The organism is Microcystis aeruginosa FD4, assembly GCF_009792235.1.
Classification (GTDB): Bacteria; Cyanobacteriota; Cyanobacteriia; order Cyanobacteriales; family Microcystaceae; genus Microcystis; species Microcystis viridis.
Genome location: NZ_CP046973.1, coordinates 600,222 through 613,788 on the forward strand (window position 1 = coordinate 600,222; position 13,567 = coordinate 613,788).

Here is a 13,567-nt window from a genome sequence, read left to right on the forward strand (position 1 = left end):
TGACTATACTTTTACTAACTATTACTTTGTCTGAGGAGCTTTTCAAATTGACAGAAGATCGCGTTTATTGGTTAGCATGGTCAAGTATTGCTGGAGTTGGGCCAATTTCCCTGAAGCGACTCTATCAGCATTTTGGCAGTGTCGCTGTGGCCTGGAATGCGTCCGATAGTGCGATCGCAGAAGGGGCAGGATTTGGCAAAAAGTTAATGGTAGCGGTACGAGAAGGGCGATCGCAAATTGACCCAGAAGCTCTTTTCGCCGAACATATCCAGAAAAACCCCCTTTTTTGGACTCCTAGCGATCCAGAATATCCCCGCTTTCTCTGGGAAATTCCCAGTCCTCCCCCCTTACTTTACTATCAAGGAAAGGTCAATTTAGGGGAAAATCAGGGAAATATCCCCACCGTCGCCATTGTGGGTACTCGTAACCCCACGGATCACGGCAGGCGCTGGGCGAGACGCTTAAGTACCCTTTTGGCCCAACAGGGATTTACTATTGTTTCTGGTATGGCCGAAGGAATTGATGGAGAGGCACACCAAAGCTGTTTAAAAGCAGGGGGAAGGACGATTGCCGTCTTGGGAACGGGGGTCGATGTGGTTTATCCTAGTCATCATCGGCAGCTACACGCGGATATCCAAAAGCAGGGTTTAGTCATTAGTGAACATCCTGCGGCAACTCAACCGAATAAAGCCCATTTTCCCAGTCGTAATCGCATTATCGCCGGTTTAAGTCGTGCGACTATTGTTATCGAGGCCCCAGAAAGGTCAGGCTCTCTGATCACGGCCAGTTATGCTAACGAATTTGGCGGCGATATCTATGCTTTACCCAATTCTCCCGATATTGCTGCGGCTAGGGGTTGTTTACAACTGATTCATCAGGGGGCAGAAATTATCGTTTCTGAGGAGAAATTATTAGAAATGTTGGGGGCAATTCCCACCGCGAACCAATCCGCACCAGTTAATCTCTCCCCTTCACTCCCCCCAGAGACATCCCCAGTCGTTAATCTTGCTCCCCCACCGAATCTAGAACCTAGATTAGCACAAGTGTATCAGTTATTTAACAGAGAGCCCCTGTTGTTTGACATTATTGTTCAAAAAATGCAAATCCCCACCTCAGAAGTGGCGGGGATCTTATTGGAATTAGAATTAATCGGTTTAGTGACTCAGTTACCTGGTATGCGTTACCAGAAAACCTAGTCAACTCCTCTACAGGTGTTTACTTAGGGTATTAGCTAAAGTGGTTTTCGGTACAGCCCCGACCACCATATCAACTTTTTGACCTCCTTTGAAGATCATCAGAGTAGGAATACTGCGAATCCCGTACTGACTAGCGATATTGGGGTTTTCGTCGGTGTTGAGTTTCACCACCTTGACTTCCCCCTCGAACTGTTTGGCAATTTCCTCGACGACGGGAGCCACCATTCGACAAGGGCCGCACCAGGGAGCCCAGAAATCCACTAGGACAGGGTCGGCACTATCTAAAACTTCATCTTTAAAGGTGGCATCTGTAACGGCAGTAACCTCTGACATACTTAAGAAATCCTCTAGTAATCACGGTTATCTAGAATACGCAAAAATTCCGTTCTAGAGATTCGTGGTGCGATGTTGACATTCCACTGGTGAAAAGGACGAGAACTAACTCTAAATCCACTGTAGAGGCCTTAACTTGCATCAGAGGTAGCTTCTTGGATCAATTTCACAAGGGGCATTCTTGTATTTTATAACCCTAGAGGCTCTATTTTGACTTTTTTTTGATAAAGTTTTGTAATATTGCCCGAGTCAGGGAGGGGTGATGACAGCCAGATAAAATTTTCTGGAAGAAAAACCCGAAAAGTCAGCGATTTTATCTAGGCTTAACCTGAGTTTGATTATGATCGGTATAGGCCTTCTCCTAATTGAGCTTTTCTATGAAAATTCTGGTCTTAAATGCGGGATCGAGCAGTCAAAAAAGTTGTTTATACGATTTAGATCTTCTCCCCTCCCATCCTCCCCAACCAATTTGGGCAGCGGGGATCGATTGGACAGTTAACCCTGATTACGGGGTTTTAACAGTAAAAGCTCAGGGAATTAAACAGGAAATTAATCTTTCTAGTCAGGATCGTCCGGCGGCAATTGCGCGGATGTTAGATACCTTAGTAACTGGAGCAACTAAGGTAGTAGTCAACCTCGCAGACATTAGTATAGTCGGTCATCGAGTTGTCCATGGTGGCACGGAATATTCCCAGGCAACCATGATCACTCCCCAAGTCAAAGAAACGATTAAAAAGCTGATTCCCCTTGCTCCTAGCCATAATCCCGCTCATTTAGAAGGAATTGAAGTGATCGAGCAAGTTTTCGGCGATGTTCCTCAAGTAGCAGTGTTTGACACCGCTTTTCATCGTTCTATCCCTCCCGAGTCTTCTCTTTATCCCATTCCCTACCAATGGAGTGAACTGGGAATCCGTCGCTATGGTTTCCATGGCACCAGTCATCAGTACTGCTCCCAACGGGCCGCCGAATTGTTAGGAAAACCCCTAGAATCCTTGAAAATGGTGATCTGTCATCTGGGAAATGGCGCTTCCCTATCGGCAGTCAAGGGGGGTAAAAGTATTGATACTACTATGGGATTTACTCCTCTAGAGGGATTGATGATGGGAACCCGCAGCGGTTCGATCGATCCAGGGATTCTGATTTATCTAGAGCGAGAATATCAATACAATCCCGAGAGTTTAAATAGTTTACTCAATAAAGAATCGGGTTTAAAGGGAATTTCGGGTATTTCTGGGGATATGCGGGCAATTACCACGGCGATGGCCGAAGGCAACGAGAGGGCAAAATTAGCATTTGAGATGTATATTCATCGTCTGAAAAGTTTAATCGGATCGATGATCGCTTCTCTAGAGGGGTTAGATGTGTTAGTATTTACGGCAGGAATCGGCGAAAATTCAGCTTTAGTACGGGAAAAAGCCAGTCAAGGCTGGTCTTTTTTGGGTTTAGAGTTAGATTTGGCTAAAAATGCCGCTCGTCCCCGGGATGAGGATATCGCCACCGAGACATCTAAAGTACGCGTGATGGTAATTGCTACGGCGGAAGATTGGGCGATCGCACGAGAATGCTGGCATTTATCGAAAATTTGGGTCTAAAACCCCGTCCTTTAGCGTAGCGGAGGACGGCTTGACATTTCTAGCTAAATAGCTTACCATAGTAAATCTAGTTTGGTAAGTAAGATGTTAAAAGCATTCAAGTACAGAATCTATCCGACCAGTGAGCAATCAGTTTTGCTTGCCAAGTCGTTTGGCTGTGCTAGATGGTTTTACAATTACGCTCTAAACTTAACATCTGAAACTTACAAGCAAACTGGAAAAGGATTAAGCAGAGACGAAATAATTAAGCTGCTGCCTTCCCTAAAAAAAGAGTATGAGTGGTTAAGCGAAGTACCATCGCAGGTATTACAACAAGCAGCTTTAAATCTTTCTAGTGCTTTCCTTAACTTTTTTGAAGGTAGAGCTAAATATCCTAACTTCAAGAAAAAGCAAAATAGGCAGTCGATTAGATTTCCTCAGCACTGTAAGTTAAAAAATGATGTTCTGGTATTGCCTAAAATTGGTGAAGTCTATTGCAAGGTTTCACGGCAACCAGAGGGAAACTTAAAGTCTGTTACGGTTTCAGTTAATCCATCGGGAGAATATTTCGCATCTTGTCTCTATGATGATGGCAAGGATTTACCCCAAAAATCATCAGAAGGAAAAGCTATCGGGATAGATGTTGGACTAACCCATTTTGCTATTACATCAGATGGGACTAAACACGGGAATCCTAAATACTATCGTAAGTACGAACAAAGATTAGCGAGGAGACAAAAGAAACTTAGTCGCCAGCAAAAAGGGTCTAACAACCGAAATAAAGCTAGAGTTAAAGTGGCTAAAGTTCACTCTAAAATCGTTCGTTGTCGTGAAGATTTTCTGCACAAACTAAGTCGTAAATTAGTTGACAAAAACCAAGTCATAGTGGTAGAAAATCTGGCAGTCAGAAACATGGTCAAAAACCCTAAACTAGCCAAATCAATTAGTGATGTTGGTTGGGGTCAATTCTGTACCATGTTAAAATACAAAGCTGAATGGGAAGGAAAAATCTATATGGAAGTAGATAGATTCTTTCCTAGCTCTAAGACTTGTAGTAACTGCTTAAATTGTGTTGATAGTTTAAGCTTAGATATTCGTAGTTGGCAATGTCCTAAGTGTAGAGAAACCCACGATAGAGACATCAATGCCGCTAAGAATATTCGAGATGAAGGTTTACGAATTTTGGCGGTAGGGCATACCGCTACTGCTTCTGGAGGGAGAGTAAGACCAAGTAAAGGCACTGCTTTTGCCAGGCATCTCCCCGTGAATGAAGAATCCCCACGCCTTTAGGCAACGGGAGTGTCAACTCAATAGATCTTACCTTGGGCCATTCTCTTTTGGCAGTTCCGCTGCGGGAATCTCCATAATCGGATGGTTAAGAGCAATCATCAAATGGTCTCCCTCTTGGCTAATACTGCTCGGACTGCTCGCCATTTGGGAGAGGGGATCATTGCGTTCGGAGACGAAGTAGGAACCAACAGCGATCGCAATAGCGGTGAAAATTGCGCCACCATAAACATAATATTGCCGACGACGCTGACCATCGACTTTTCTGAACACCTGTTCTGCCAATCGGTCGCTGGCAATAGTAGCCGGTACGGGAATCTGCCTTAAATTAGTTTGTAATCCCAAGAGCTGCCGATAGAGTTTTTTAGCAGCAGCATCATGGTCTAACCAATGCTGAACTAGCTTCCTTTCCTCTACCGTTACTTCGTTATCAATATAGGCGCTAATTAAATCGAAACGATGAGCTTCTTCGTTATCCTCATCTAAGAACAAAATATCCTCGGTTGCGGAGTTGGAATCGCTGTCATCGTGACGTAACAAAGACTTTATCCATTGAACGTCTTCGGGTTGATAATTATTCATGGTTGACCTCGACCAGAAGCGATCGGTATGCAATCACTTTTCACCAGCACGGAGCTAGTTAACTTTAACGACTCCTCACTTCGGCCGTTAGTGCCGAATCACCACAATTTTCTTTAGCCTTCCGTAAAATAGGGCTGTAAAACAGATTGTAATTTAGCGCGAGCGCGAGCAATGCGAGATTTAACAGTTCCTAAAGAAACTTCCGTGATCTCGGCAATTTCTTCGTAGGCCATACCTTCAATTTCTCGGAGAATAATAGTTGTCCGAAAAGCTTCTGGTAAATCAGCGATCGCCGCCTGTAATTGATCGTAGAATTCGTGGGTGGTGAGATGTTCATCGGGACTGGGGTAATCGGACTCGATATCCCAATCGATTTCGCCATCTTCCACGCGCCGGGGAGCATCGAGAGAAATGGGGTGATTAACCCGCTTGCGTTTCCGCAATTCGTCGTAAAAAAGATTAGTAGCAATGCGACTTAACCAACCGCGGAACTTGAGGGGTTCATGGAGACGGTTAATATTGCGATAGACGCGAATCCAGACCTCTTGAGCCAAATCAGCGCGATCTTGCCAATCGGGAGCCAAATGATAGAGTAATTTATCAATATGAGCCTGATAGCGCCGCAGCAGTTCCGCAAAAGCTGCCCGATCGGGCTGACACCCTTCCTGACAGCGTGTAATCAGATCGTAGTTGGAGAGTTTGTCAGGGGACACGGGGTTTTGAGACTTTTTGGCCTCAAGTGACCAAGATGCTGGAATCGATTGACTCATGGGATTTCCTCAAGGGTATAAACTCCTCACTCAGAGCTTGAGGACGGGAGAAGTCAGCAAAGGTTCCCGAAAATCAATAATTTTTTTCCCATATTTTGATTCTAACCGATCGAACCGAGCGGGGCATTCATCTGGGGGAGCAAGTGGGGTGTGGGTTGTGGGTTGTGGGGTGTGGGGAAATGAGGAAATGGGGGAGTGGGGAGATAGGGGAATTTCAACTAATACCCCAAAACCCTAAAACCCCAACTCCCTAAAACCCCAACTCTCAACTCCTGACTCCTGACGACTGACTACTGACGGCTCTTAAGTTAGGTTTTTTCCCTAGCGAGAATAAATACGCTGCCCTCGCTGCCGCGGCCGATGCGGAGATCTTCATCGAGATAGGTGATATCGAGCCAACCTGTTTGTTGGCGATTATTCACAGAAAAATCGAGGGGAGGAAATTTTTTGCCACTTTCGATCGCTTCAATAAATTCTTGGGGAGAATGATAATTGAGAAGACGTTGCAGACCGAGGATCGAGCGCTCAAATTTGACCATCACCCGACGCTCGGATGTGGGTTCAAAGGTAGCGGAGACGATTACTGCCCCTTCTAGCCAAGGTACGCCGATAATTTCAGCGATATTGTAGAGTTTGGCCTTGTTCAGGTCGAGATATTGATAAATTTGCCCTAATTGAAAAAAAGGAAGGCGATCTAGTCCCAGAAGGCCGCGGCTGCTGGTGAATAGTAAACGCCAATTGCCCCCTAATAGTTGTTTAACTTCGAGGGGATGAGGATGGGGATTGTGATCCTCCAATTGTTCGATCGCCGCTAAAATCTGCACGCGGTCGCTTTCCGTGGCTAGGAGTCCGCGATTTCTACCAGCGATCAATTCTAATAATTTCGCTTTGGCATCCATAGAATCTCTCTTATTTTGTAAAAAGTTCCAGAAATCACGCCAACAAGCTTCGGCGCGGTAGGGTGGATAAAGATCGCCTCCAGGTTGAAGAATGGTATAAAATTGGCTTAAGACAGTCTGACGAGCGTTATCGACGATACTATTAGCATTATCCCGCAGTTTTCGAGCTTGTTGACTATAAACAAGTAAATCAAGCTCTAAATTGACGATAGTATCTAAATCGGTATCGCTGAGATAGCGATTTAGATCATCCGCTTGTTGCCAAATAGCGATCGCTGTTGGCTGATAGGGCCAATGAGCGCAACTGATGATTCTCGCTTTTGGGATTAATTGCCAGGCGCGCTCACTCAAAGGCATCGAGCGCTCTCCGTTGGGTCGGGTTAGGCAGTCAAGATCACTTTTAGCATAAACAATAGACTTGTTGCGTAATATAAGTAGTCGTGCAAAATTAATTTCCTAGTCGAGACTCACAAGACTCACAAGACTCACAAGACTCACAAGACTCACAAGACAGCTATTAGGGATCGGATTTGAGTTTTCAGTTCACTGTTTACTGATCACAGCAGCAGTCTGACGGAGTAGTGGCTTAGATGTGTAATTAATTGTGCTTAGATACTTAGCAGTTTTCATCAGAATGAGGCATGAGCAAGGGGCTTAAGCCCCTTGTTGGCAAAACTTGTCGATACCTCAGTAACGTGAAAAGCGCTATAGTGGAATAATGGGGAAGAAACAATGATTGGATATCCCCTTGAATGCTGAACATTGGCAGAATCTTGCATCAAGATAGACTCTTGAGAGCGACCACAGGACTCAATAGAAGAGCGTTTGAGACCTTGTTAGAGAAATTTGAACAGGTGTATTTGGCGGAAGCAGACAACAGGGAAAAGCCAAGAAAAAGAAAAATCGGAGGGCGTTGCTGAATCAAGGTATGAATGCCAACTGTGCAGGTTCCCGGGCAAAAGTTAGTTTGGCTCTAGGTTTTAAAAATACCAGAAAAGAAGATTCATATCTCAAACCAGCAACGCCAAATATCTCCCTATCTACCCCACTCCCGTCTTCTATTCCCCACCAATAATGGAAATCATCGCCCAATTAGAGAAAGTTTCCTATATTTATCCCGAATCCTCCAATCTAGTGCTTAAAAATATCTCTTTGGCAATTCATCGAGGAGAATTTTTAGGTATTATCGGGCCCACAGGTGCGGGAAAAACTACTCTCTGTTTAACTCTTAACGGTATTGTCCCCCAATTTTACGGAGGGCGTTTTTTTGGTTATGCAACAGTAGCCGGTTTAGACACTTTAACCCATCCCGTTAGCACCTTGGCCCGCTATGTGGGGGCAGTATTTGAAGATCCCGAAACGCAACTTTTAGCCACTTCTATAGAAAATGAAATCGCTTTTACCCTAGAAAATTTACGGCTACCGCGAGAGGAAATTAAAGCGCGTATTCCCAAAGTTTTAGCGGCAGTACGGTTAGAGGGAATGGAAAAAAAATCCCCGGGGGAACTATCGGGAGGACAAAAACAACGATTAGCGATCGCAGCTGCCCTCGCAGTTCAGCCCGCTTTGTTAATTCTCGATGAACCCACCTCCCAACTGGATCCGGTGGGATCCCAGGAAGTTTTCGCCACCATTAAGGAATTAAATCGCCATCTCGGGGTCACTATTGTGATGGTCTCCCATGCGGCCGAGGAAATGGCCGAATATGCCGATCGCCTGGTACTATTAAGGGATGGTGCGATCGAAGCTATGGGAACCCCAGCAGAGATCTACTCCCAAGTACAACTTTTACAGGAAAATGCCCTGCGTCCCCCGCAGGTGGCCACTACTTTTGCCTTGATCGAGCAGAAAATCGGGGCGGTCGAATCAATTCCTGTCACCCTAGACCGCGGTTTTGCCCGTTTAAACGAGCTTAAATCCTTTTATCATGTCACCACAACCCCTCCCTTATCGTCGGTTTTTGACCCCTTAAACCCCATACTGAGGGTAAAAAATCTCTGCCATACCTATCCCGATGGTACTACCGCCCTGCGGAATGTGTCCCTCGATATTGCCGAAGGGGAATATCTGCTGATTATCGGTCAAAATGGCGCAGGAAAAAGCACTTTAGTCAAGCATTTTCTCAATCTTCTCTCGGCGACCACCGGTCAAGTTATGATTGATGGACGTTCGATCTCGCGTAGCGAGCGCGTTGCGACCAGTAGCTTTTCTGTCAGTGATTTAGCCCGATCGATCGGTTATGTAGCCCAAAATCCCGATAATCAGATTTTTAACACCACTGTGGAGAAAGAAGTATCATTTGCCCTGACTAATCTCGGTTATTCTCCAGAAATCATTATCCAACGCACGGAAGCAAGTCTAGAAGCCATGGGATTACTAGAATATCGATCCTATCATCCTCTCTCCTTACCGAAAGGCGATCGAGCGCGGGTAGTGATTGCGGCAATTTTAGCCATGGAACCGCGCATAGTTGTTTTCGATGAACCCACTACAGGCCAAGATTACCAAGGAGCTAAGGCAATTTTAGAGGTGAGTCGTCAATTACACCAGATGGGCAAAACGGTGATTGTGATCACCCATCACCTCTATTTAATGCCAGAATACGCCGAAAGAGTAATTATCATGGGTCAAGGAACTATCCTTTTAGATGCCCCAATCCGGCAAGCTTATCATCAAACCGATCTCTTAGCCAAAACCTATCTAACTCCACCCCAAGCAGTTTTATTAGCACAAAAATTAGGACAACTTTCCGGTTATCCTAATTCTCTTTTAACTCCCCAAGAAATTGCCGATTGTTTTCAGAGGATTTAGCAGTGAGGTCATTTAACTGTTTCTAAAATCAACTTCGATCGCTTAACATTATCGGGTACAGGAATCGGATAATCACCATTAAAACAGGCAGTACAGAAGGTTTTCGGATCTTCCTTCGTTGCTGTTAACATTCCATCGTGACTGAGATAAGCTAAACTATCCACCCCGATTTGTGCCTGAATTTCCGCCACCGATTTAGTTGCCGCAATTAATTGCTCTTGGTTATCCGTATCAATGCCATAAAAACAAGGATGAGTCACCGGAGGTGAAGATATTCTCATGTGAACTTCTCTTGCACCAGCATCGCGTAAAGCTTTAACTAATTTCCGGCTAGTGGTTCCCCGCACGATCGAATCATCAACAATAATAACTCTTTTTCCCTGTAAAACATCCTTTAAAGGATTCAATTTCATCTTAATTCCCGACTCTCTCATGTGTTGAGTTGGTTGAATAAAAGTTCGTCCCACATAACGATTTTTAATCAATCCTTCCGCGTAGGGAATATCAGAAATGCGCGAAAATCCGATCGCAGCCGGAATACCCGAATCGGGAACTCCCATCACCATATCCGCTTCTACCGGTGACTCTTTGGCTAATTGTTCCCCCAAACGTACCCGATAAGTATATAAAGATTCCTCGTGGACAATACTATCGGGACGAGCAAAATAAATCATCTCGAAAACGCATAATTTTTTCTCCGGTTTCATGGCCCAATCCACTGAAGATAAGCCATCTTCACTAATCCAAACTAATTCCCCCGGCTGCACATCCCGCAGATAATCGGCCCCAATAATATCTAATCCGCAGGTTTCCGAAGCTAAAACATAACGAGGGGGATTGCCCTCTTCTTGCAAAACCCCAATTACTAACGGTCTGACACCATTGGGATCCCGCGCCCCGATAATTCCCGTCGGTGTGCCGATAACAAGGCTGTAGGCCCCGCTACAATAGCTAAAGGCATCGATCGCCGCTTCTATCCAATCCTTGCCACTATCCACTTCCTGGCCGATAGCGACGGCAATCATTTCCGAGTCGGTGGTGGTGACGAGATCACAACCGCGCTTTTCTAATACATTTCTTAACTCAAAAGTATTGACTAAATTGCCATTATGTGCTAGGGAAAGTTTACCCAAACGGGTTTCGATCACAGCAGGTTGGGCATTGGCCCGACGGCTAGAACCGGTGGTAGAGTAACGAGTATGACCGACGGCGTGAGTACCGGGCAAGGTTTTAAGGACAGTTTCGTTAAAAACTTGGGAAACTAAGCCCATTTCTTTGTAACAATGCACCGTTTCCCCGTCGTAGGTGGCAATACCTGCCGATTCCTGTCCTCGGTGTTGCAGGGCATAAAGTCCAAAATAGGTCAGTTTTGCTACTTCTTGCTCGGGGGCATAGAGTCCAAAAACTCCACAGGCTTCTTCAGGCTTATCGACGCGGTTCAGGGATAGGGATGAGTCGGGATGGCTAAACATGAGAGGACTGGGGTTTGGGGCTACTTTTGATACAAAATATTAACTTATCTTAATCTCTTTTTAACACTTTCTTCTATGGTGATTTGAGAACAGTTATTAGGTGTTGGATTTTGGGGTTTTGGGGTGTTAGGGTTTTGGGGTTTTAGGGTGTTAGGGTTTTGGGGTGTTAGGGTTTTGGGGTGTTAGGGTTTTAGCTGAAATTCCCCATTTCCCCATTTCCCCATTTCCCCATTTCCCCATTTCCCCATTTCCCCACTCCCAACGACCGACTCCTGTTTCCTTCCCTAAAGCCTTCTTTCGATCGCTTTTGACCAAACTTGCTGTATAGTTTCTAGACTAACATCGATCGCCGGTTGTTTATTCCGGTCAAGAATTAAAAGATTATCGCTTTTTTCGCTAACCTTGCCGGTTATTTGCCAATAGTCTCCCAATTGTGTCTTTAGGTATTCTTCCCAATCTTGCTGATTTTCGGAGGAAACGGAGACAATAATGCAACTAGCTAATTCCCCGAATAACACCGCGTCAAAACGGCCTTGATGCTGCCAAGAAAGGTCAATTTCCGCCCCTAATTGGCCACTAATACAGCATTCTGCCAGGGCAATGGCTAAACCTCCCTCCGCGCAATCGTGGGCAGATTTCACCCAACCGGCGCGAATTCCCCGACGACAGGCTGCTTGTACCTTTCTTTCTAATTCAAAATCAATTACCGGCGGTTTTCCCGTCACCAAACCGTGAATAACGGCTAAATATTCGGAAGCGCCGATAGTTGGCAAGGAAAAACCCAAAATATAGATTAAATCCCCCGCTTTTTGCCAACCTTGGCCGCAAATTTGCCCGATATCCGGCACTAATCCCACCATACCAATCACGGGAGTCGGATAAATAGACTGGGGGCTGCCAGCTGCGTCAACGGTTTCGTTGTACAAAGAGACATTACCCCCAGTCACTGGTGTATTCATTTCCCGACAAGCTTCGGCAATACCCTGACAAGCAGTAGCTAATTGCCAATAACCGATTGAATTTTCTGGACTGCCGAAATTGAGATTATCCGTGACAGCAATGGGGTCAGCACCAACACAGCTAAGGTTTCTGGCCGCTTCTACCACGGCCAACTTAGCTCCGTTATAGGGATCAAGATAAACATATCGCGGATTACAATCTGTAGTCGCCGCTACACCTCGCCGAGAATTTGCGGGATTAGCACCTAGAGGACGCACGCGAATCACGGCCGCATCGGCCCCTCCGGGGAGAATAACGGTGTTATTCTGGACTTGATGATCATATTGACGATAAACCCAGCGTTTTGAGGCAATCGAGGGACTATCGAGCAGTTTTAATAAAATCTCGTTATAGGATTCGGGAATAGGAATCGTGCTATCTTCCCATAATTGAGCTTTTTGGGCGTATTCTGGCGGTTCTGTTAGTAATTCCCGATGATAAATCGGAGTGTTATCCGCTAGGGCCGTGGCAGGAATTTCGGCGGCAATTTCCCCTTTAAATAATATACGCACGATCGGTTCAGCGATAACAGTGCCAGCTACCACAGCCTGAAGTCCCCAACGATGGAAAATCTCGATTAATTCGCCTTCTCGTCCCGATTCGGCCACAAATAACATTCTTTCTTGGGATTCCGATAGCAGATATTCGTAGGGAACCATCCCGGTTTCTCGGACGGGGATTTTATCGAGGTCTAATTCAATTCCCACCCCTCCCTTGGCCGCCATCTCGGAAGTAGAACAGGTGATCCCTGCGGCCCCCATATCCTGGGCCGCCACCACCGCGCCGGTCTTAAATGCCTCTAAACAAGCTTCTATCAGGGATTTTTCCAGAAAAGGGTCGCCCACTTGCACCGCGGGCCGGTCATCCATAGATTTATCGGTTAATTCGGCGCTGGCAAAACTTGCCCCTCCCATACCGTCGCGACCGGTGGTAGAACCAACGTATAAAACTGGATTTCCCAGTCCTTTTGCCCCGGATTTAACGATTTCTTCGGTTTCCATTAGCCCTAAAGCCATGGCATTAACGAGGGGATTGCCATTGTAGGCATTATCGAAGTATATCTCACCGCCCACCGTGGGAACGCCCACACTATTGCCATAATGACTTATCCCTTCCACGACTCCGGCAAAAATGCGACGATTGCGGGCATCTTCCAAGTTACCAAAACGGAGGGAGTTGAGGATAGCAATGGGACGGGCCCCCATGGTAAAAATATCCCGCAGGATGCCTCCGACTCCGGTAGCGGCACCTTGAAAGGGTTCCACTGCGGAAGGGTGATTATGGGACTCGATTTTAAAGGCTAATCGCAATCCATCGCCTAAATCCACTACTCCGGCATTTTCCCCCGGTCCGACGAGAATTTTTTCGCCAGTGGTGGGGAATTGTTTGAGCAGCGGCCGGGAGTTTTTATAACAACAGTGTTCCGACCACATCACGCCAAACATTCCTAATTCGGCTTTGTTGGGGTGTCTTCCCAGTCTTTTGACTATGTCTTCGTATTCTTCGGGTTTGATGCCTTCTGAGGCAATTTCTGCGGCAGTGAAGGGGGTAGTCATGGGACAATGGGATCAAGGGACAAGATTTATTGTATAACGTCTGATCAGATCGAGTTATAATATTTAGTAAAAGATAAAAAAGTTAAAAGGG

General features: G+C 45.8%; 11 protein-coding genes and 1 pseudogene. 4 read left to right on the plus strand and 8 right to left on the minus strand.

Annotated features, from left to right (window positions below):
- Positions 1–47 precede the first annotated feature (47 nt).
- The gene (gene dprA, locus GQR42_RS03075; protein ID WP_158198863.1) at positions 48–1,196 is read left to right on the plus strand and encodes a DNA-processing protein DprA; all 1,149 of its coding nucleotides are present in this window, start codon (positions 48–50) and stop codon (positions 1,194–1,196) included.
- Positions 1,197–1,205: 9 nt separating this feature from the next.
- On the opposite strand, the gene trxA is transcribed toward dprA, so the two are convergent.
- Complete coding sequence (gene trxA, locus GQR42_RS03080) at positions 1,206–1,529, minus strand: thioredoxin (RefSeq protein ID WP_158198864.1); 324 nt, start codon at positions 1,527–1,529, stop codon at positions 1,206–1,208.
- A gap of 377 nt (positions 1,530–1,906) precedes the next feature.
- On the opposite strand from trxA, the gene GQR42_RS03085 reads away from it, so the two are divergent.
- Both GQR42_RS03085 and tnpB read left to right on the plus strand, forming a co-directional pair.
- Positions 1,907–3,121 (plus strand): acetate kinase, encoded by a 1,215-nt coding sequence (locus tag GQR42_RS03085; protein ID WP_158198865.1) that lies wholly within the window; start codon positions 1,907–1,909, stop codon positions 3,119–3,121.
- 84 nt (positions 3,122–3,205) lie between these two features.
- The gene (tnpB, locus tag GQR42_RS03090) at positions 3,206–4,390 is read left to right on the plus strand and encodes an IS200/IS605 family element RNA-guided endonuclease TnpB (protein WP_158198866.1); all 1,185 of its coding nucleotides are present in this window, start codon (positions 3,206–3,208) and stop codon (positions 4,388–4,390) included.
- A 27-nt stretch (positions 4,391–4,417) separates the two neighbouring features.
- On the opposite strand, the gene GQR42_RS03095 is transcribed toward tnpB, so the two are convergent.
- The 4 genes and pseudogenes from GQR42_RS03095 to GQR42_RS27410 all read right to left on the minus strand — a co-directional run.
- Positions 4,418–4,969, minus strand: a complete 552-nt coding sequence (locus tag GQR42_RS03095) for an anti-sigma factor family protein (RefSeq protein WP_158198867.1) — start codon at positions 4,967–4,969, stop codon at positions 4,418–4,420.
- A gap of 113 nt (positions 4,970–5,082) precedes the next feature.
- Positions 5,083–5,739, minus strand: a complete 657-nt coding sequence (locus tag GQR42_RS03100; RefSeq protein WP_158198868.1) for a sigma-70 family RNA polymerase sigma factor — start codon at positions 5,737–5,739, stop codon at positions 5,083–5,085.
- A 308-nt stretch (positions 5,740–6,047) separates the two neighbouring features.
- Positions 6,048–6,638 carry a PAP/fibrillin family protein gene (locus GQR42_RS27405; protein WP_199273325.1) on the minus strand — a complete coding sequence of 197 codons (591 nt, stop codon included), beginning with the start codon at positions 6,636–6,638 and terminating at the stop codon, positions 6,048–6,050.
- A 27-nt stretch (positions 6,639–6,665) separates the two neighbouring features.
- Positions 6,666–6,995, minus strand: a pseudogene (locus tag GQR42_RS27410) (phycobilisome protein); the annotation flags it as partial.
- A gap of 717 nt (positions 6,996–7,712) precedes the next feature.
- On the opposite strand from GQR42_RS27410, the gene GQR42_RS03110 reads away from it, so the two are divergent.
- A complete protein-coding gene (locus tag GQR42_RS03110; RefSeq protein ID WP_158198870.1) occupies positions 7,713–9,449 on the plus strand; it encodes an ABC transporter ATP-binding protein in 1,737 nt (578 codons plus the stop codon).
- Positions 9,450–9,457: 8 nt separating this feature from the next.
- Here GQR42_RS03110 and purF read toward each other — a convergent pair whose 3' ends face one another.
- The 3 genes from purF to purL form a co-directional block, all read right to left on the minus strand.
- On the minus strand, positions 9,458–10,921 hold the full coding sequence (gene purF / locus GQR42_RS03115; RefSeq protein WP_158198871.1) for an amidophosphoribosyltransferase: 1,464 nt from the start codon (positions 10,919–10,921) through the stop codon (positions 9,458–9,460).
- A gap of 150 nt (positions 10,922–11,071) precedes the next feature.
- Positions 11,072–11,236, minus strand: coding sequence for a hypothetical protein (locus GQR42_RS03120; RefSeq protein WP_158198872.1), 165 nt, complete (start codon positions 11,234–11,236; stop codon positions 11,072–11,074).
- Entirely contained in the window at positions 11,206–13,476 is a 2,271-nt protein-coding gene (purL, locus tag GQR42_RS03125) for a phosphoribosylformylglycinamidine synthase subunit PurL (protein ID WP_158198873.1), read from the minus strand. Before purL ends, GQR42_RS03120 begins: the two co-directional genes overlap by 31 nt.
- Positions 13,477–13,567: the final 91 nt, after the last annotated feature.

Bases quoted from the DNA above. Each gene is read 5' to 3' on its own strand.
- trxA (WP_158198864.1), bottom strand. From the start codon at position 1,529: ATGTCAGAGGTTACTGCCGTTACAGATGCCACCTTTAAAGATGAAGTT.
- GQR42_RS03085 (WP_158198865.1), top strand. From the start codon at position 1,907: ATGAAAATTCTGGTCTTAAATGCGGGATCGAGCAGTCAAAAAAGTTGT.
- tnpB (WP_158198866.1), top strand. From the start codon at position 3,206: ATGTTAAAAGCATTCAAGTACAGAATCTATCCGACCAGTGAGCAATCA.
- GQR42_RS03095 (WP_158198867.1), bottom strand. From the start codon at position 4,969: ATGAATAATTATCAACCCGAAGACGTTCAATGGATAAAGTCTTTGTTA.
- GQR42_RS03100 (WP_158198868.1), bottom strand. From the start codon at position 5,739: ATGAGTCAATCGATTCCAGCATCTTGGTCACTTGAGGCCAAAAAGTCT.
- GQR42_RS27405 (WP_199273325.1), bottom strand. From the start codon at position 6,638: ATGGATGCCAAAGCGAAATTATTAGAATTGATCGCTGGTAGAAATCGC.
- GQR42_RS03110 (WP_158198870.1), top strand. From the start codon at position 7,713: ATGGAAATCATCGCCCAATTAGAGAAAGTTTCCTATATTTATCCCGAA.
- purF (WP_158198871.1), bottom strand. From the start codon at position 10,921: ATGTTTAGCCATCCCGACTCATCCCTATCCCTGAACCGCGTCGATAAG.
- purL (WP_158198873.1), bottom strand. From the start codon at position 13,476: ATGACTACCCCCTTCACTGCCGCAGAAATTGCCTCAGAAGGCATCAAA.